General features: G+C 61.5%; 14 protein-coding genes and 1 pseudogene. 10 read left to right on the forward strand and 5 right to left on the reverse strand.

The features are described 5' to 3' along the window. The first annotated feature begins 45 nt into the window (after nt 1-45). The 5 genes and pseudogenes from cobW (at nt 46) to B7L09_RS00025 (ending at nt 8,644) form a co-directional block, all read left to right on the forward strand. Nucleotides 46-1,107: a cobalamin biosynthesis protein CobW gene (gene cobW, locus B7L09_RS00005; protein ID WP_094467250.1), complete on the forward strand. Its 1,062-nt coding sequence runs from the start codon at nt 46-48 to the stop codon at nt 1,105-1,107. 3 nt (nt 1,108-1,110) lie between these two features. Next, nucleotides 1,111-5,018 (forward strand): annotated as a pseudogene (gene cobN, locus B7L09_RS00010) (cobaltochelatase subunit CobN). 147 nt (nt 5,019-5,165) lie between these two features. Continuing rightward, complete coding sequence (locus B7L09_RS00015) at nt 5,166-6,164, forward strand: magnesium chelatase ATPase subunit I (protein ID WP_094467238.1); 999 nt, start codon at nt 5,166-5,168, stop codon at nt 6,162-6,164. Beyond that, nucleotides 6,089-6,829, forward strand: coding sequence for a vWA domain-containing protein (locus B7L09_RS00020; RefSeq protein ID WP_255141228.1), 741 nt, complete (start codon nt 6,089-6,091; stop codon nt 6,827-6,829). The genes B7L09_RS00015 and B7L09_RS00020 overlap by 76 nt, the downstream gene beginning before the upstream one ends. 168 nt (nt 6,830-6,997) lie before the next feature. After that, nucleotides 6,998-8,644, forward strand: coding sequence for a phospholipase D-like domain-containing protein (locus tag B7L09_RS00025; protein ID WP_094467239.1), 1,647 nt, complete (start codon nt 6,998-7,000; stop codon nt 8,642-8,644). A 115-nt stretch (nt 8,645-8,759) separates the two neighbouring features. On the opposite strand, the gene poxB is transcribed toward B7L09_RS00025, so the two are convergent. Together poxB and B7L09_RS00035 are read right to left on the reverse strand one after the other, a co-directional pair. Beyond that, the gene (poxB, locus tag B7L09_RS00030) at nt 8,760-10,484 is read right to left on the reverse strand and encodes a ubiquinone-dependent pyruvate dehydrogenase (protein WP_094467240.1); all 1,725 of its coding nucleotides are present in this window, start codon (nt 10,482-10,484) and stop codon (nt 8,760-8,762) included. An 84-nt stretch (nt 10,485-10,568) separates the two neighbouring features. Then, the gene (locus tag B7L09_RS00035) at nt 10,569-11,792 is read right to left on the reverse strand and encodes an NADH:flavin oxidoreductase/NADH oxidase family protein (RefSeq protein WP_094467241.1); all 1,224 of its coding nucleotides are present in this window, start codon (nt 11,790-11,792) and stop codon (nt 10,569-10,571) included. Between the two features lie 77 nt (nt 11,793-11,869). Here B7L09_RS00035 and B7L09_RS00040 point away from each other — a divergent pair, with 77 nt between their 5' ends. After that, entirely contained in the window at nt 11,870-12,274 is a 405-nt protein-coding gene (locus B7L09_RS00040; protein ID WP_094467242.1) for a MerR family transcriptional regulator, read from the forward strand. Here B7L09_RS00040 and B7L09_RS00045 read toward each other — a convergent pair. Both B7L09_RS00045 and B7L09_RS00050 read right to left on the reverse strand, forming a co-directional pair. Continuing rightward, entirely contained in the window at nt 12,271-12,528 is a 258-nt protein-coding gene (locus B7L09_RS00045; RefSeq protein WP_094467243.1) for a DUF2790 domain-containing protein, read from the reverse strand. The two genes, B7L09_RS00040 and B7L09_RS00045, sit on opposite strands and share 4 nt — an antisense overlap. Before the next feature lie 63 nt (nt 12,529-12,591). Next, nucleotides 12,592-14,130: an MFS transporter gene (locus B7L09_RS00050; RefSeq protein ID WP_094467244.1), complete on the reverse strand. Its 1,539-nt coding sequence runs from the start codon at nt 14,128-14,130 to the stop codon at nt 12,592-12,594. Between the two features lie 164 nt (nt 14,131-14,294). Here B7L09_RS00050 and B7L09_RS00055 point away from each other — a divergent pair, with 164 nt between their 5' ends. Next, entirely contained in the window at nt 14,295-15,161 is an 867-nt protein-coding gene (locus tag B7L09_RS00055; RefSeq protein WP_094467245.1) for a LysR family transcriptional regulator, read from the forward strand. 103 nt (nt 15,162-15,264) lie between these two features. Here B7L09_RS00055 and B7L09_RS00060 read toward each other — a convergent pair whose 3' ends face one another. Continuing rightward, the gene (locus B7L09_RS00060; protein WP_094467246.1) at nt 15,265-15,708 is read right to left on the reverse strand and encodes a thioredoxin family protein; all 444 of its coding nucleotides are present in this window, start codon (nt 15,706-15,708) and stop codon (nt 15,265-15,267) included. A 342-nt stretch (nt 15,709-16,050) separates the two neighbouring features. Here B7L09_RS00060 and B7L09_RS00065 point away from each other — a divergent pair, with 342 nt between their 5' ends. From B7L09_RS00065 to B7L09_RS00075, 3 genes are all read left to right on the forward strand, one after another. Further along, nucleotides 16,051-16,899, forward strand: a complete 849-nt coding sequence (locus B7L09_RS00065; RefSeq protein ID WP_094467247.1) for a transporter substrate-binding protein — start codon at nt 16,051-16,053, stop codon at nt 16,897-16,899. A 52-nt stretch (nt 16,900-16,951) separates the two neighbouring features. After that, the gene (locus B7L09_RS00070; RefSeq protein ID WP_094467248.1) at nt 16,952-17,614 is read left to right on the forward strand and encodes an amino acid ABC transporter permease; all 663 of its coding nucleotides are present in this window, start codon (nt 16,952-16,954) and stop codon (nt 17,612-17,614) included. Between the two features lie 9 nt (nt 17,615-17,623). Further along, nucleotides 17,624-18,286: an amino acid ABC transporter permease gene (locus B7L09_RS00075; RefSeq protein ID WP_094467249.1), complete on the forward strand. Its 663-nt coding sequence runs from the start codon at nt 17,624-17,626 to the stop codon at nt 18,284-18,286. The last annotated feature ends 27 nt before the right edge of the window (nt 18,287-18,313 follow it).

Below are 18,313 nucleotides of genomic sequence, written 5' to 3' on the forward strand. Positions count from 1 at the left end.
GCCGCAGGGCCTGTCGTCCCGTATGCCCGCCCCAAAGGGCATCCGATGAAAACACTGGCCAAACTCCCCGTCACCATCGTTACCGGCTTCCTCGGCTCGGGCAAAACCACCTTGCTGCGCCATATGCTCGACAACGCCCAGGGCCGTCGCATCGCCGTGATCGTCAACGAGTTCGGCGAGCTGGGCATCGACGGTGAAATCCTCAAGCAGTGCTCCATCGGTTGCACCGAGGAAGAAGCCAACGGCCGCGTGTACGAACTGGCCAACGGCTGCCTGTGCTGCACCGTGCAGGAAGAATTCTTCCCGGTGATGCGCGAATTGGTCGCCCGTCGCGGTGACCTCGACCATATCCTGATCGAAACCTCGGGCCTGGCCCTGCCAAAACCGTTGGTCCAGGCCTTCCAGTGGCCGGAAATCCGCAGCGCCTGCACGGTTGACGCGGTGATTACCGTGGTCGACAGCCCGGCTGTCGCCGCAGGCACCTTTGCCGCGTTCCCGGATCAGGTTGATGCCCAGCGCAAACTCGACCCGAACCTGGACCACGAATCGCCCCTGCACGAGCTGTTCGCCGACCAACTGGCCAGCGCCGACCTGGTGATCCTCAACAAAGCCGACCTGATCAGCCCTGAAGACCTGGCACGCGTGCGCCTTGAAGTCGCCGAAGAGCTGCCGCCGGCCGTGAAAATCATCGAGGCCAGCAGCGGTCGCGTGCCGCTGGACGTGTTGATTGGCCTGGGCGCCGGCTCCGAAGAACACATCGACGGTCGCCACAGCCACCACGATCATCACCACGAAGGTGAAGACGACCACGACCACGATGCGTTTGATTCCATCTCCATCGACTTGCCGCAAGCTGATGAAGCGCTGCTGCTCGACGCCCTGAATCAACTGGTGGTGCAACACGGCATCCTGCGTGTCAAAGGTTTCGCGGCGATCCCGAACAAGCCGATGCGCCTGCTGATCCAGGGTGTGGGCACGCGTTTCGACAAGCATTTCGACCGTGNNTGGGGCGCCGATGAAGCGCGCACCACGCGCCTGGTGCTGATCGGCCAAGAACTGGACGCCACGCTGCTTGAAGCGCAACTGCGCGCTGCGCTCAGCGTTTAACCCATGCACCTGCTCAGGACCCAGCCCGGCGGTTTCGTCTCGGAAGACAACATTGCCGACTTAGGCCAAACCCCCGCCGAGCTGGTGATTCTGTGCAGCGGCGATTCCAGCCTGGCACTGCTGGCCGAAGCGGCCCAGCAGTTGCCCGACGATTACCCCAGCTTTCGCCTGGCCAACCCGATGCAGGTGCAAAACCATGCCTCGGTCGACCTGTACGTCGATGAGGTGCTGCGCCACGCCAAGGTCATCCTGATTTCGCTGCACGGCGGCATCGGTTATTGGCGCTACGGCATCGAGCGCCTGGTGGAATTGGCCGAGCGCGGCGTGCAGCTGATCCTGGTGCCGGGTGATGATCGCCCGGACCCGGAACTCAGCGGCTTGAGCTCCGTGGCCGCNGACGACCGCGACCGGCTCTGGCAGTTTTTGCGTCAGGGCGGTATGGCCAATGGCCTGGATTTTTTCCGCTGCCTGGCCAATCGCTGGCTGGATCGCGATTACGCCTGGGCCGAGCCGCAAACCCTGCCGCGCACAGCGATTTACCACCCGCAAAAGAGCCCCGCTGACCTTCACGATTGGCAAGCCGACTGGCAGGCCGGTCAACCGGTGGCGGCGGTGCTGTTCTATCGCTCGCATTTGCAGGCGGCGAACACCGCGTTCATCGATGTTTTCTGCCAGCGTTTGCAGGCGGCGGGTTTGAACCCGTTGCCGATTGCTGTGGCCAGTCTGAAAGAACCCGGCTGCCTGTCGGTGGTCGAGGACCTGCTGGACGAAGTCGAGGCGGGGGTGATCCTCAACACCACCGGTTTCGCTCAATCCAGCCCCGAAGCGCCGCATCTGCGGCCATTTCGCCGCAATATTCCGGTGATCCAGGCGATTTGCGCCCAGGACAACCAGCCCGGCTGGGAGGCCAGCGAGCAAGGCCTCGGCCCGCGTGATCTGGCGATGCACATCGCGTTGCCGGAACTGGACGGGCGGATCATCAGCCGGCCGATCAGCTTCAAGGACTTGGCGTGGCGCAGCGAGCGCAGTCAGTCGGACGTGGTGTGCTACCGCGCTGCGCCCGAGCGCATGGATTTCGTCGCCGAGCTGGCGCGGCGCTGGGTCGAACTGGCACGGGTGCCGAATGCACAAAAGCGCATCGCACTGATCCTCGCCAACTACCCGACCCGTGACGGCCGCATTGGCAATGGCGTGGGCCTGGACACCCCGGCGGCGGCGCTGAATATCCTGCGCGCGCTGCAAGCCGAAGGTTATCCCGTGCCCAGCGAGTTGCCGCACAGCGGCACNGCGTTGATTCAACAATTGCTCGGGGGCGTCAGCAACGACCTCGACACCCTTGATCAGCGTCCCTGCGCGCAAAGTTTGGCGATGGACGACTATCGGCTGATGTTCAACCGATTGCCCGAAGCCAATCAGCAAGCGGTGCTGGAGCGTTGGGGCACGCCCGAAAGCGATCCGATGTGCCGTGACGGACGCATGATGATCGCCGGGTTGCGCTTGGGCCTGACTTTTGTCGGCATCCAGCCGGCGCGGGGTTATCAGGTTGACCACAGCGCGGTGTACCACGACCCGGACCTGGTACCGCCCCACGGTTATTTGGCGTTTTACTTTTGGTTGCGCCATACCTACGGCGCCCATGGCGTGATCCATGTGGGCAAGCACGGCAACCTCGAATGGCTGCCGGGCAAGGGTGTGGGGCTGTCGGAGAACTGCTGGCCCGACGCGCTGCTGGGGCCGTTGCCGAATATCTACCCATTTATCGTCAATGACCCGGGCGAGGGTGCCCAGGCCAAGCGTCGCACTCAAGCGGTGATCATCGACCACCTCATGCCACCGCTGACGCGTGCCGAGACCTACGGCCCGCTGCGTAACCTGGAGCTGTTGGCCGACGAGTATTACGAGGCGCAATTGCTCGATCCGCGCCGCGCCCGAGAGTTGCAGCGCGACATCCTGCAACTGGTGCGCGACACGCACATCGACCGTGAACTGCAACTGGACGAAAAACTCAACAGCGACGCTGATGCGGCGATCTGGTTGCCGCGGCTGGACACGTACCTGTGCGACTTGAAAGAGTCGCAGATACGCGATGGCCTGCACATCTTTGGCGAGTCGCCGACCGGGCGCTTGCGCATTGATACATTGTTGGCGCTGTTGCGCATTCCCCGTGGCGATGGACGTGGNCCGCAATCGAGCTTGCTGCGGGTGCTGGCCAAGGCGTTTGAACTGGGCTTTGACCCACTCGATTGTGCCCTGGCCGAGCCATGGACCGGGCCGCGGCCCGTAGAGCTGCTGAGCGTTACTGATCAAGTGTGGCGCACGGCTGGCGATACCCGCGAACGGCTGGAGCTTTTCGCCGCCCAGTTGATCTCGCTGACACTGACCCCATCTCAAGCCAGCCAAAACCCCTGTGGGAGCGGGTTTGCCCGCGAAGGCGGTGTATCTGACAANNNGGGAGCGGGTTTGCCCGCGAAGGCGGTGTATCTGACAACTCATTGTCGCCTGACACTGCGCTTTCGCGGGCAAGCCAGCTCCCACAGGGTTCTATGTGGACTGACGTTAGCGCCATCCTTGAGAGTCTGCGCGAAGTGGTCGCACCACGCCTGGACGCCTGCGGCCCGGCAGAAATGCGCGGCCTGCTCGACGCCTTGAGCGGCCGCTTTGTCCCGGCCGGCCCCAGCGGCGCACCGAGTCGCGGTCGACTGGACGTGCTGCCGACCGGGCGCAATTTCTACTCGGTGGACGTGCGCAATCTGCCAACCACCACCGCGTGGCGCATCGGTTTCCAGTCGGCCAACCTGATTCTCGAACGGCATCTGCAAGACCACGGCGATCACCTGCGTCAGCTCGGCCTGTCCGTCTGGGGTACCGCGACCATGCGCACCGGCGGTGATGATATTGCCCAGGCCATGGCGCTGATGGGCGTGCGCCCGGTATGGGCCACGGGCAGCCAGCGCGTGGATGACTTCGAGATTCTGCCACTGAGCTTGCTCGACCGTCCGCGGGTGGATGTGACGTTGCGCGTGTCCGGATTCTTTCGCGATGCCTTCGCCAACCTGATCCGCCTGTTCGACGCCGCCGTGCAAGCGGTCGCCGCGCTGGACGAACCGGACGACCTCAACCCGCTGGCCGCCAAAGTGCGCGCCGAACGTGAAGCGCTGATGCAATCGGGCCTTGATGAAGAAGCGGCCAAGCGTCAGGCCGGTTGGCGCATCTTCGGGGCCAAACCCGGTGCTTATGGCGCAGGCGTGCAGGGTGCGATTGACGGTCGCCTGTGGCAGAGCCGCGAGGATTTGGCCGAGGTCTACCTGAACTGGGGCGGCTATGCGTATGGCGGTTCCGATGAGGGCACTGCCGCCCGCGAACAGTTCGCCCAGCGCCTGAGCCAGGTGCAGGCGGTGCTGCAAAACCAGGACAATCGCGAGCATGATCTGCTCGATTCCAATGACTATTACCAATTCCAGGGCGGCATGCTCGCCGCCGTGGAAAGCCTCAGCGGCGAAGCGGCGGCCAGTTACCATGGCGATCACAGTCAGCCGGACCTGCCCAAGGTCCGCACCCTGAAGGAAGAGCTGAACCGGGTCATCCGTTCCCGTGCCGCCAATCCCAAATGGATCGACGGCGTGAAGCGCCATGGCTATAAAGGCGCGTTCGAAATGGCCGCGACGGTGGATAATCTGTTCGCCTTCGACGCCACGACCCAGCTGATCGGCGATCATCAATACGCATTGCTGGCGGATGCGTATTTGCTCGATCCGGCGACCCGGGATTTTGTGCGTGAGCATAATCCGCATGCGTTGCGCGACATGACCGAGCGCATGCTCGAAGCGCAGCAGCGGGGGATGTGGCAGGAACCGGGCGCGTATCGCGAGGCCCTGGAAAACCTGTTGCTGGATATAGAAGAAGACAGCTGAAATGGACCTGTGGCGAGGGAGCAAGCTCCCGCTCGGCTGCGCAGCAGCCCAAANCTGCTTCGAAGCCGAACGCGAGCAAGCTCCCTCGCCACAGGTTTTGAGTGTGTTCTTGAGATCGCTGTTACCGACCATGACCGAGTATTGAAGATGACCGACACCCCACATTTCCCCCTCTCCGCCGTGGTCGGCGCCGACGACTTGAAACTGGCCCTGTGCCTCACCGCCATCGACCCGAAAATCGGCGGTGTGCTGATCGAAGGCCCGCGCGGCATGGCCAAGTCCACGCTGGCGCGAGGCCTGGCAGATTTGTTGGCCAGCGGTCAGTTTGTCACCTTGCCGTTGGGCGCTACCGAAGAGCGGCTGGTGGGCACGTTGGATCTGGACGCTGCGCTGGGCGAAGGCCGCGCGCAATTTTCCCCCGGTGTCCTGGCCAAGGCTGACGGCGGCGTGCTGTATGTCGATGAAGTCAACTTGCTGCCCGATCACCTGGTGGACCTGCTGCTGGATGTGGCCGCCAGCGGCACCAACCTGATCGAGCGCGACGGGATTTCCCATCGGCATTCGGCGCGCTTTGTATTGATCGGCACCATGAACCCGGAAGAGGGCGAATTGCGTCCGCAACTGCTCGACCGTTTTGGCCTGAACGTCGCCCTCAGTGGTCACACTGCACCGGCCGAACGTGGCCAGATCATCCGTCGGCGTCTGGATTTCGACAGCGATCCGCAGGGTTTCTGCGTCGAGTGGGAAAGCCAGCAGCAGTCCCTGCGTGAACGCTGCCAGAAGGCGCGCGGCGCATTGGCGAACATCCCGCTGGATGATGCCGCACTGGCGCAGATCACCGAGCGCTGTTTTGCCGCCGGTGTCGATGGCTTGCGCGCAGACCTCGTGTGGTTGCGCGGCGCGCGCGCCCATGCGGCCTGGCGAGGGGCGAGCGCCATCGGTGAGGAAGACATCGACGCCGTCGCCGAGTTTGCCCTGCGTCATCGTCGCCGCGAGCAATCGCCCCCAGCGCCGCAACACAATCAGTCGCCCTCGGCGCAATCTTCCAGCCCGAGCGAAGGCCAGGGCCAATGGGGCGAAATGCCCGCTCAGGCGCTGCCGGTCGGCGCACGCCGGGATGTGCCCACCTGGCCAAAAAAGCCCTAGGCATTCGCCCCCGACCTGACGCGGGGGCGGATGCCCGGCCCCGCGCAGGACGGCTGGACAACGGAAAGCAGGGCAAGCGTCACGCTGCGCGCAGCGGCTCGATCAACTGGCCCGGCACTTTGCTCAATGGTCGGCCGCGTCAGCGCAAAGATGTGCTGTTCCACCTGCGCACGCGTTCCTCCCATGAGCTGTGGCTGGTGATCGTCGACGCATCGGCCTCGACACGCCGTCATCAGGCTCTAAGCGATGCCAAGGGATTACTTGCTCAGTTGTTCGACGACGCGTACCGCCAACGCGCGCGCCTGGCCTTGTTGACCGCTAGCGGTCAGGCGCCGAAGTGGCAGGTAGAAGGCTTGAAAGCGTCAGCGGGGTTGCGTGCCTGGCTCGATGGTCTGGGTGCGGGCGGCGGGACGCCGTTGTTGGCGGCGCTGGGCGAAGCGGGGCGTTGGCTGGCGATACGGCAAAAACGCTTTCCGGCGGAACAACAAAGGCTGCTGCTGGTGACCGATGGGCGATTGAAGGACTGGCCAGGGTTACCGGTGCTGGATTGCCCGGGGTTATTGATTGATATCGAGCGCGGGCCGATTCGGCTAGGTCGGGCCAGACAGATGGCTGCAGCGCTGCAAGCGGATTATCGGCACATTGATGAGCTGATCTCCGGCTGAAAATTGTGTTATTTGCAATGGCCCCATCGCGGTCCCGGAGAATCATGGCGAATCCGCATCGNNTGAAAATTGTGTTATTTGCAATGGCCCCATCGCGGTCCCGGAGAATCATGGCGAATCCGCATCGCTCCCCTATGCTCTGAGTGCATTCGATCACAGGAGTGAATCATGCGCGCACTTGCCGTTAATCATCAGAACGATTTCCGCGTCAAAGCTTATGCCGGCACCAATGGCGTGCTGTTGGCCATGGATGTGGCCGAACCCCGTCGCAAAGGCCTGCTGGGTTTCGCCATCGAAAAGCAGCAGGGCGACAAACCTTGGCAGTTTCTATTCAACAGCCTGACGTTCCCGGGCAAGCCCCATACCTTCCCTCAATACCACGCCACCCCCAGCAATATCGCGCCGTTGCAGAAATTTCGCTGGGCCGATTACGCGGTCAATCCGGGGCTGACGATCCAATACCGGGTCTATCTGGCCTACGGCAGCGCCAATGCGCCGCAACTGGGCGAATCCCTGGAGGTGACGGTCACTTCCGACGACGGCCATCCCGGCAACCAGAGTGTCAATTTCAACCGCGCCGTGGCCGCCAGTCAGGCGTTCCAGCGCAAGTTTCCCGAGCTCGACGCGCTCCTCAGCGGCAAAGAAAAGCCGTCTATCGAAGACTGGCCCGATGCCCCGCGCCAATGGCTGGAAAACGGTTTACTCGGGCGCATGCTCGGGTTTATCGCGCGGGCCATCGACAGCCAGTGGGCTCTGGATATCGCCATCTACGAGTACCAGTTACCGGTGATTGTCGATGCGGTGAACGCGGCGCACGAACGCGGCGTGAACGTGCGCGTCCTTTATCACGCGCAACTGGGTGAAGACACCACCGCCATGAACGAAGCGAGCCTGGAAAAGCTTCCGGCGGCGAACAAGCGCGGCCGGGTCACTCACAGCATTTTCCACAACAAATTCATGGTCCTGAGTCGTCTCGATGCAACGGGGCTGCGCCAGCCTGAAGCCGTGCTTTGCGGCAGTACCAACTTCACCCCCAACGGCATCTACCGTCAGGCCAATGTGGTGCATGTGCTGGACGATCCTCGGGTCGGCGCCAGCTACCTGGAAACCTTCAAACAGGTCTGGAACACACCGGCGGATGTCGGCACCACGCGGCAATGGATCACCCAACACAACCCGATGGACCCGAGCCAACCATTGTTCGCCGGATTCTCACCGCGCTCGGGCAAGGGCGACTTGCATGAGTTCGTCGACATCATCACCGAGGCAAAAAAAGACGTGCTGTTCGTTACCGCGTTCACCTTGCCCGACGCTATCCTCAACGCGTTGCTCGGTAAGCCCCACGACGACATCCTGCGCTATGGCCTGCAAAATTCCGCGAGCAAAATCACCGGGTTTCATGCCGACCGCAGCGCTGAATTCACCACGGTTGCGCTGCTCAACACCGGGCTGGAAGGCTGGCTCATGGAAAACAAGAAAGGCCAGAAGGGCAACCTGCTGGTGCACACCAAAGCCATCGTCACGGACTTCACCAGCGACTCACCGACGATCATCAGTGGCAGCCATAACCTCAGTGCGGCGGCCAGTAACAGCAATGACGAGAACTACCTGATCATTCGCGGCGATACCGATCTGGCCGATCGTTATGGTCTGGAATTGCTGCGGTTTTATGAGCATTACCGGTTTCGGTATTTTGCGAAAAAACTGGCGCTCAAGGAGGTGCATCCGTTGGTGGCGGATGACAGTTGGACTGATGATTATTATGTCGAGGGGGATTTGCGTCAGTTGTCCCGACTGCGTTTTTCCGGGCAGTAATCGTTGGTCTCATGGGCCCCATCGCGAGCAGGCTCGCTCCCACACTGGATCTCGGGCGTTTACAAATCCTGTGGGCGCGAGCCTGCTCGCGATGGGGCGACGCGGTTCGGGCGCGTCAGCGGAACAGATTCGTTCGCGCCAACTCGATCACTTCATCCCCACGCCCGCTCATCACCGCTTTGAGCATGTACAAACTGAACCCTTTTGCCTGTTCCAGCTTGATCGTCGGTAGCATCGCCAATTCCTGAGTCGCGGTCACCACGTCCACCAGCACGGGCCCGTCATGCGCCAGCGCGCGGCGCAAGGCCGGTTCCAGCGCCTCGGATTCCTCGACACGAATCCCCAGGATCCCCATGGCATTGGCCATCGCCGCGAAGTCCGGATTGTGCAGGTCCGTGCCGGTGTCCAGCAGCCCGCTGGATTTCATTTCCATGGCCACGAATCCGAGCGAGGCATTGTCGTAGACGATGATTTTCACCGGCAGTTTCAGTTGCGCCAGCGAAATGAAGTCCCCCATCAACATGCTGAAGCCGCCATCGCCGGACAGCGAAATCACCTGCCGCCCAGGAAACGCCGCTTGCGCGCCAATGGCGTGGGGCATCGCGTTCGCCATGGAGCCGTGATTGAACGAACCAAGCAATCGGCGCTGGCCGTTCATTTTCAGATAACGCGCGGCCCAGACTGTCGGCGTGCCCACGTCGGCGGTGAAGATCGCATCGTCATCGGCCAGTTCACTGAGCAGGCGAGTGAGGTATTGCGGATGAATAGGCCGGCCCGGCGCCGACGGTTGAGCCAGGTCATCCAGACCCTGTCGGGCCTTTTGGTAGTGTGTGAGGGATGACTCGAGAAAGCTTCGATCACCACGATAAGGCAGGCGCGGCAGCAACGCGGCGAGGGTTTCGCCAACATCGGCGGCGATGCCCAGATCCAGCGTGGTGCGCCGTCCGAGGGCTTGCGGGTCGTGGTCGATCTGAATGATGGTGGCGTCGGTTGGGTAGAACTGCCGATAGGGAAAGTCAGTCCCGAGCATGATCAGCGTGTCGCAGTTGAGCATGGCGTGATAACCGGAGCTGAAACCGATCAAGCCGGTCATGCCCACATCAAACGGGTTGTCCCACTCCACATGCTCTTTACCGCGCAAGGCATGCACCACCGGCGCGCCCAAGGCATCGGCCANTGCCACCACCTGATCGTGGGCACCCGCGCAGCCAGCACCGCACATCAACGTCACGGCTTTGCTTTGGCTCAGCAATTCGACCAGACGATCCAGGTCCTGAGGCGCGGGCAGGGTGCGGGGTTTCGACAGCGCAGGCCAGGGTTTGAGGTTGTCTTGTACTTCCAGCAGCGACACATCGCCAGGAATCACCACCACCGCCACGCCACGGTTGAGGATCGCCGAGCGCATGGCGCGGTGCAGCACCTGGGGCATCTGCGCCGGGTTGCTCACCAGTTCCACAAAGTGGCTGCATTCCTTGAACAGTTCCTGCGGGTGGGTTTCCTGAAAGTAATTCAGGCCGACTTCCGAGGACGGAATCTGTGCGGCGATGGCCAACACCGGCACATGGTTTTTATGGCAATCGAAGAGCCCGTTGATCAAGTGCAGATTGCCCGGCCCACAGCTGCCGGCGCACACCGTCAGTTCGCCGGTGGCGGCGGCTTCGGCACCGGCGGCGAAGGCGGCGACTTCTTCGTGGCGCACGTGCATCCACTCGATGCTGTCCATGGTGCGCAGGGCGTCGGTCAGGCCATTGAGGCTGTCGCCGGTCAGGCCCCAGATGCGTTTGATGCCCGCCTGTTCAAGGGTGGTCGCCAGTTGCCGGGCAAGGGTGATTTTCGCCATGGGATGCTCCAGTGATCAATGAATTGTCCTCGGGGGTTAAAAGAGGACAACACTGTGGCAACCATGACTCACCCGGATGTGTGATTACTTGCCCATCGCCTGTCGGTACTGGCGCGTGCGCCGGGCGATGTACAGCTGATCGAGAATCAACGCCCATAGCGCCGAAACCTGTGGCCGGGTCTTGCGCCCACGGCTCAGGCGATGCAGCTGGAATTTCACCACGGCCATGCTCGCCAGGGCCGCCAGCGGTTTGCGTTTCCAGCGGATCGGCGGCAATTGCGGGTGGCTGTTCTGGCCTTCGCGCCAGCGTTTGACCAGTTGCGGTTCGATGGCCAGTGCCGTGCCGATACCGGCCATGGCGATGCCGCTGTCGAGCACCTGTTCGACGATGGCCAGGCGTCGGATCCCGCCCGTCACCATCACCGGCATGCTCGCAACGCTGGCCAGTTCGCCGGCCATTTCCAGAAAGTACGCCTCCCGGGCCAGGGTCCGGCCGTCGCGGGCTTCGCCTTGCATGGCCGGCGCTTCGTAGCTGCCACCAGAGAGTTCCAGCAAATCCAGTGGCTGGTCGTTGAGCCACTGGATCACTTGGCGGGCGTCGTCGGCGTCGAAACCGCCGCGCTGGAAGTCTGCGGAATTCAGTTTTACCGCGACACAAAACTGTGGCGACACGGCTTGGCGAACGGCGCTGACCACGTCCAGCAAAAGACGGGCGCGATTCTCCAGCGAACCTCCCCAACGGTCCGTGCGACGGTTGGTCAAGGGCGAGAGAAACTGGCTGAGCAGGTAGCCGTGCGCCGCATGAATCTGCACCCCCGTGAAACCGGCTTTTTCCGCCAGGGCCGCACTGGTGGCGAAGCGCTGGATGACCTCGGCGATATCGCTTTCCGACATCGGCTTGGGTTCGGCAAACATTTTGGAGAACGAACCCAGATCCAGCGCCACGGCCGACGGTGCCCAGGCTTGCTGGCCGAGGTTGGCCATGGTCTGGCGGCCGGGATGATTGAGTTGCACCCAGAAATGCGCGCCACCGGAGCGGCCGATGGTAGCCCACTGACGGAACTGCTCAAGATGCCGTTCGTCTTCCAGCACGACACCTGCGGGGCCGGTCATGGCGCGGCGATCGATCATCACGTTGCCGGTCAGCAGCAGACCCGCTTCGCCCTCGGCCCAGGCCTGATACAGCTGAAACAACGCGCTGGACGGCGCCTGGCCGGTATCCGCAAGGTTCTCTTCCATCGCGGCTTTGGCGATGCGATTGCCGAGGGTCTGGCCGTTGGGCAAATTCAGCGTTTGAAAGGGCGACATGCTTGACTCCTCATCAGTGATGAGTAGAGGCTAAGCTTAAAGTTAACTTTAATGTCAAGCAGGCAAATGAGGCCGAGATGAAGATTGGTGAATTGGCGCAATTAAGCGGGTTGAACGCGTCGCGCATTCGGTTTTATGAGGCACAAGGCCTGATCCAGCAAGTGGAACGCCTGGCCAACGGCTATCGACGTTACCCGCCACAAGTCCTGCAAACCCTGAAGATCATCCAGTGCGCGCAGCAGGCCGGGTTCAGCCTCGAAGAGCTGAAGTTATTGTTGCCGGACACGGTGACAGGCGAGTTCAAGCACGCTGAACTGGTGGCAAGCCTGGGGCGCAAAGTCGAACAGATCGAAGCGATGCAACTGCACCTGGCGCAGAGCAAGGCGCAGTTGCTGGGGTTGATCGAGAACATCCAGGCGCGGCCCGAAGGAATGGCCTGCGGTGAGAATGCCGAGCGGGTGCTGGCGTCGATCAAGCATTAGTTCTGACCGAGGCAGTTTTCGCCAAAGGCCTGGTAGCGCAGGACATGGGTGGTGCCCGCGGTATCAATGTAGGTCATCTCCCGCGGCAGGGGGCCGCAACCATCGTCGCGGGTCATGTTGAGCACTTTGGCGATATGGAGCGGCGTCGAATACTTGTAGTCCTCGACTTTCGGCGTGCTGGAATTGTCGACGGAAGCGGCCGCTGCAATACCGCTCAGACTGATAAGAAACAGGGCGGACAGAATGCGTTTCATGATGGGGCTCTCGTAGTGGCTACTGAACGATTTCAGTGGCAGTACGACGAGCCCCGTTGGGGTTTATTCCAGGCTCAGGGAAAAACTTTTCGGCGCCGGGATTGGATTGCGCATCAGCGTGCCGACCACCAGCGCCCCCAGTAAGGCCAGCAACCCGGCGACCAGAAGCAGCAGACTGAAGCCGCCGACGAAGGCCTGACGCGCCAGTGGCTCGACCAATGCACGCGCGGTTTCCGGCAGCAGATTCATCGCCGCCGTCATGTCACCGGCGACCACCCGTGAGGCAATGCCCTGGGTCTGGCTAAGCCATTGCGTGCCTTGAGTCGACAGGCTGGTGCGTAACAGCAATTCGGTGTGGCTGGACAGCAACGCCCCATACACACCAATGGCCAACAGGATCGCGCTGAAGCGCATGGTGGTGCTCATGCCCGACGCCATCCCCGCCCGGTCGCGTGGCACGCAGGCCATGATGTTTTTCTGCGTGTCGCCATTGAGCAGGCCGGCCCCGGCGCCCGTGACGGCAATCGCCAGCGCGAAGGCCAGGTAGCCGCCGACATTGACCGCCCAGGCGCTGAGCAGGTTGCCGCTGCCGACCAGGGTCAAACCCACCGCCATCAGTGTGGCGGGGGCAAATCGATTGGCCAGTCGTGCACCGATGCGTGGGCAGATCAGCATGGTCAGGGCAAACGGCAACATGCCCAGGCCCGAAGCAATGGCCGAGAAGCCCAGGCCGTTCTGCAAGTAGAACGGCAGCAACGTCATCATCACCTGGGCGCAGCCGGCATAGGCAAACATCCCGAGCAGGGCGCCGATGAAACGCGGATGCCTGAACAACTGCAGGTCGACCATCGGCCGCTGCTGCATCCGCTCAATCAGCACAAACAGCCCCAACAACAGCGCGCCCCCGATGATCCGGGCGTAGGTGAGCGGGTTGCTCCAGCCGATGCGGTTGGCTTCGATCAAGCCCCAGATCAGGCACAGCAAACTCGCACTGAACGCCAGGCTGCCCCAGGGATCGAGCCGCGCCGATTGGGTGTCCCTGGACTCCGGCACGGCGCGCCAGACCATGAACATCAAGAACGCGCCCACCGGCAGGTTGAGGTAGAAGATCCAGCGCCAGCCGACATATTCGGTGATCAGCCCGCCGANCGTTGGCGCGGCGGTCATCGCCACGCCCATGCATGCGCCCCAGAACGCCCAGGCTTTGGCGCGTTCCACTTCATCGTGAAAGGTATGGCCGATGGAGGCCAGGGCCGACGTCAGCAGCAAAGCTGCGCCGACGCCCTTGACCGCCCGCGCGATGTCGAGGAACAACGCCGTGGGCGCCGCACCGCAACCGATGGAAGCAAGGATGAAAATGCCCAGGCCCCAGAGCAGGGTTTTCTGTCGGCCAAAACGGTCGGCAATGCTGCCCGCCGGCAGCAACAAGGCCGCGAACGCCAGCATGTACGCGCTGACCACCCATTCAATGTCGGCAAAGTTCGCGCCCAGGTCCCGGGCAATGCTCGGCAGCGTCACGGCGACGATATTGGTGTCGAGCACGATCAGCGAACAAACGCCGGAGGCCGTCAGCAGTGTCAGGCGTGGACTGACCCGGCTCATGACGTGATTGCCTTTTGGGCAAGATCGTTGATCGTGGCGGCGAAAAGGGGTTTGACGTACATGGCGTTGGCTCTCTACTGTGATTGCCAATGAGCTTATCGCGGTCGATTGTCGGCGTTGTTAGCCAGGCATCGGGACTTCATTACCTTTGAGCTAATGCACCCATGGACATACGGCATTTCCGCTACTTTCTGGCCGTTGCCCGGCAAGGCAACTTTACCCGCGCCGCCGAACAACTCGGTATCGCGCCGCCGACCTTGACCCGACAGATCCAAGACATGGAGAACGAACTCGGCACGCGACTGTTCGTGCGCCAGACACGTGAAGTCAGCCTGACCGAGGCCGGTGCCGCGTTAATGATCGAAGCCGAGGCGACGGTGCGGCAGTTCGAATACGCCCAGCACAATGCCCAGCGGGCCGGGCGCGGGGACATTGGCCATATCGAACTTGGCTACGTGGCGTCGGCGGTGTACTCGGGCTTGCTGCAAAAACAGGTGCAGGCTTTCAGTCGCGAGTGCCCCGACGTCAGTTTGAATGTGCGGGAAAGCCCCATGGCTTCATTGCCAGCCATGGTGGTCGAGGGGCGATTCGATGTGGGTTATGTCCGCTCACCGATTACCCTGCCCGACGGCCTGGAGGCTATTCGTCTGGACTCAGAAGGCTTTGTGCTGGCGCTGTCCTCCGAGTCCTGGCTGTGCCGACTGCCGGAGATTGCTCCGGAGCATTTGCAAAACGAGACGTTTATTCTGCCGGAGCAAATCAGTGGCACGCTGCAAGTCGCCGCCGAGGGCGGGTTTGCACCGAAACTGGGTGCGCAGCCGGGCGGGCTGGTGGCGGTCATTGCGCTGGTTTCGCTGGGGCAGGGCGTGGCAGTCGTGCCGGAGTCGGTGGTCGGGCATGTCGGGTTGCCCGGCGTGTTGTACCGCACGATCAAGGGCTGCGAGGCGACGTCGTGGTTGTCGTTGATTCATCGACGGTTCGAAAAGTCGGCGGCGGTGTCCAGGTACATCGAGCAGGTCAAAAATCGTTAAGGGCAAAGCCCCAACCTAACAGCAAACCCGACGATTCAACCGCTCAGTGGTAGTGTCCAGGTACATCGAGCAGGTCAAAAATCGTTAAGGGCAAAGCCCCAACCTAACAGCAAACCCGACGATTCAACCGCTCAGTGGCACGAGGCACAGTGCAAAGCCTGCGGAAGGTCTGTCGCAACCAGGCAAGATCGTGCGCCGGTTTACGCTTCACCCTCGCCGGTTTCACGCTGCCAATGTGCCTGGCGAAATCCGCCCTCAACGTTTCCTCGGTCCCGATCCCCTTGAGCTTCTTCAGCAGCTTCCTGTCCTTATAAAACAGCACGGTCGGAGCTCCGGTGACGTTCGGGTGTCGAGGCGATTCATGGGTGTTCAGCATGTAGATGTTCGCGTGATGACGATAAGCCTCGGCAATCTGACGAAAGACCGGCCCGGCCATTTCGCAGGCCGGACAGTGCTGACTGCCGAAGTACAAAATCACTGGACGCCAGGTTCTCAGTGCCTTGCGATAGACCGGGGCCAGCGTGTGGTGGGCGGTTACGGAGCGCATTGAAACCTCCTTTTTTCTTTCTTCATTGAGCGTCTGTCGACGTTAAAGGAGCGAGGCGGGTGGGTCTACTGTCAGAAATTACAGGTAACACGCTGCTCCAATTTGAACCGCCTCAAGACGAATGTGGTGCAAGTACCCGAACCGTGTAGCCAACGGTAGCGTTCGTTCCCCTGTTCGTTTCGTAACGTGCATTTTTAACGTTCACCCATCCATTTGATTCAAATCACTTTTCAATCTCCCCAACATTCCCCTCACAACCTGTGGCACACTTTCTGCTGTCTATTCCGTTGTTACATACCAAGTTCCGGTATAGCGGAATACACAACTCCTGGAGTGCTTGCCATGCATCGCCGACCTTCCTTGTTTAAAGCGTGTATTTTTCTTGTCGCAGCTTCGGCTGCTGCCATGGGCGTGGCCCAGGCGGCGGACAGCAAGCTCGATAGCGTGCTGNCNCGTGGGCATCTCATCGTGGGTACAGGCAGTACCAATGCGCCGTGGCACTTCCAGGGAGCGGATGGCAAGTTGCAAGGTTTTGATATCGACATCGGCCGCATTGTGGCCAAGGGATTGTTCAACGATCCAAGCAAGGTCGAATTTGTGGTGCAGTCGTCCGACGCACGCATTCCCAACCTGCTGACCGACAAGGTCGACATGAGTTGCCAGTTCATCACCGTCACCGCCAGCCGTGCGCAGCAGGTAGCCTTTACCTTGCCGTACTACCGCGAAGGCGTGGGCCTGCTGCTGCCGAACAACAGCAAATACAAAGAAATCGAAGACCTGCAAGCCGCAGGCGACAGCGTCACCGTGGCCGTGCTGCAAAACGTCTATGCCGAAGAGCTGGTGCACCAGGCACTGCCCAAGGCCAAGGTCGATCAGTACGACAGCGTCGACCTGATGTACCAGGCCGTGAACTCCGGCCGCGCCGATGCTGCCGCCACCGACCAATCCTCGGTCAAATACCTGATGGTGCAGAACCCGGGCCGCTACCGCAGCCCGACCTACGCCTGGAGCCCGCAAACCTACGCGTGCGCCGTCAAGCGTGGCGACCAGGACTGGCTGAACTTCGTCAACACGGCGTTGCATGAAGCCATGACCGGTGTGGAATTCCCGACCTACAAAGCCTCGTTCAAGCAGTGGTTCGGCGTAGACCTGCCGACCCCGGCCATCGGTTTTCCTGTCGAATTCAAATGATCCCGTGAGAGCGGGGCGCCGATGACGCGCCCCGTTCAAGGTACTGCCGACCATGAACTATCAGTTGAACTTTGCCGCCGTGTGGCGTGATTTCCCCAGCTTGCTGGCGGGGCTCGGCCTGGGCCTTGAGCTGGCGTTGCTGTCGATCGCGATTGGCTGTGTGATCGGCTTGATGATGGCCTTTGCCATGCTGTCCAGGCACCGGGCGTTGCGAGTCTTCGCCTCGGTGTATGTGACGGTGATCCGCAATACGCCGATCCTCGTGNTGATTCTGTTGATCTACTTCGCCTTGCCGAGCCTGGGGATCCGTCTGGACAAGATCCCGTCGTTCATCATCACCCTGTCGCTGTACGCCGGGGCGTACCTGACTGAAGTGTTCCGTGGTGGCTTGTTGAGCATTCCCAAGGGGCAGCGTGAAGCCGGTCTGGCCATCGGTCTCGGCGAGTGGCANATTCGTGCCTACATCACCGTGCCGGTGATGCTGCGCAACGTGTTGCCGGCGCTGTCGAACAACTTTATTTCGCTGTTCAAGGACACCTCGTTGGCCGCCGCTATCGCGGTGCCGGAGCTGACCTATTATGCCCGCAAGATCAACGTCGAAAGCTACCGGGTGATCGAAACCTGGCTGGTGACCACAGCGCTCTATGTGGCGGCCTGTTACCTCATTGCCATGATGCTGCGTTACCTCGAGCAGCGTCTGGCGATCCGCCGATAGGAGGCCCCCATGTACGAATCACCCAGTTGGTTGCATGAGTTGTGGGTTGCCCGCGAAGTGTTGTGGCAAGGCTTTTTGACCAGTGTGCAGGTCTCGGCCCTGGCGATCTTGCTGGGCACGATGGTCGGCATCGTTACCGGGCTGGTGCTGACCTACGGCACGTTCTGGATGCGCGCACCGTTCCGGTTTTACGTNGACCTGATCCGTGGCACGCCAGTGTTTGTGCTGGTGCTGGCGTGTTTTTACATGCTGCCCGCATTGGGTTGGCAGATCACCGCGTTCCAGGCNGGTGCGNTCGGGCTGACGTTGTTCTGCGGCTCGCACGTCTCGGAAATTGTGCGCGGCGCGTTGCAAGCCATCCCCCGTGGGCANATGGAAGCGAGCAAGGCCATCGGCCTGACGTTTTATCAGGCGCTAGGCTACGTATTGTTGCCCCAGGCGTTGCGGCAGATCCTGCCGACCTGGGTCAATTCCTCCACGGAAATCGTCAAGGCCTCGACCTTGCTTTCGGTGATTGGCGTGGCTGAATTGCTGCTGAGCACGCAGCAAGTGATCGCGCGTACTTTCATGACCCTGGAGTTCTATCTGTTCGCCGGGTTTCTGTTCTTTGTCATCAACTACGCCATCGAGTTATTCGGGCGCTACATTGAAAAGCGGGTGGCCTTGCCATGAACCAACCACACACTAACCCACCGAACC

It is taken from the genome of Pseudomonas mandelii, assembly GCF_002251635.1.
Taxonomy (GTDB): domain Bacteria; phylum Pseudomonadota; class Gammaproteobacteria; order Pseudomonadales; family Pseudomonadaceae; genus Aquipseudomonas; species Aquipseudomonas mandelii_B.

Coding starts and splice junctions, on each gene's coding strand:
- B7L09_RS00015 (WP_094467238.1), top strand. CDS start 5,166: ATGACCGACACCCCACATTTCCCCCTCTCCGCCGTGGTCGGCGCCGAC.
- B7L09_RS00020 (WP_255141228.1), top strand. CDS start 6,089: ATGGGGCGAAATGCCCGCTCAGGCGCTGCCGGTCGGCGCACGCCGGGA.
- B7L09_RS00025 (WP_094467239.1), top strand. CDS start 6,998: ATGCGCGCACTTGCCGTTAATCATCAGAACGATTTCCGCGTCAAAGCT.
- B7L09_RS00035 (WP_094467241.1), bottom strand. CDS start 11,792: ATGTCGCCCTTTCAAACGCTGAATTTGCCCAACGGCCAGACCCTCGGC.
- B7L09_RS00040 (WP_094467242.1), top strand. CDS start 11,870: ATGAAGATTGGTGAATTGGCGCAATTAAGCGGGTTGAACGCGTCGCGC.
- B7L09_RS00045 (WP_094467243.1), bottom strand. CDS start 12,528: ATGAAACGCATTCTGTCCGCCCTGTTTCTTATCAGTCTGAGCGGTATT.
- B7L09_RS00055 (WP_094467245.1), top strand. CDS start 14,295: ATGGACATACGGCATTTCCGCTACTTTCTGGCCGTTGCCCGGCAAGGC.
- B7L09_RS00060 (WP_094467246.1), bottom strand. CDS start 15,708: ATGCGCTCCGTAACCGCCCACCACACGCTGGCCCCGGTCTATCGCAAG.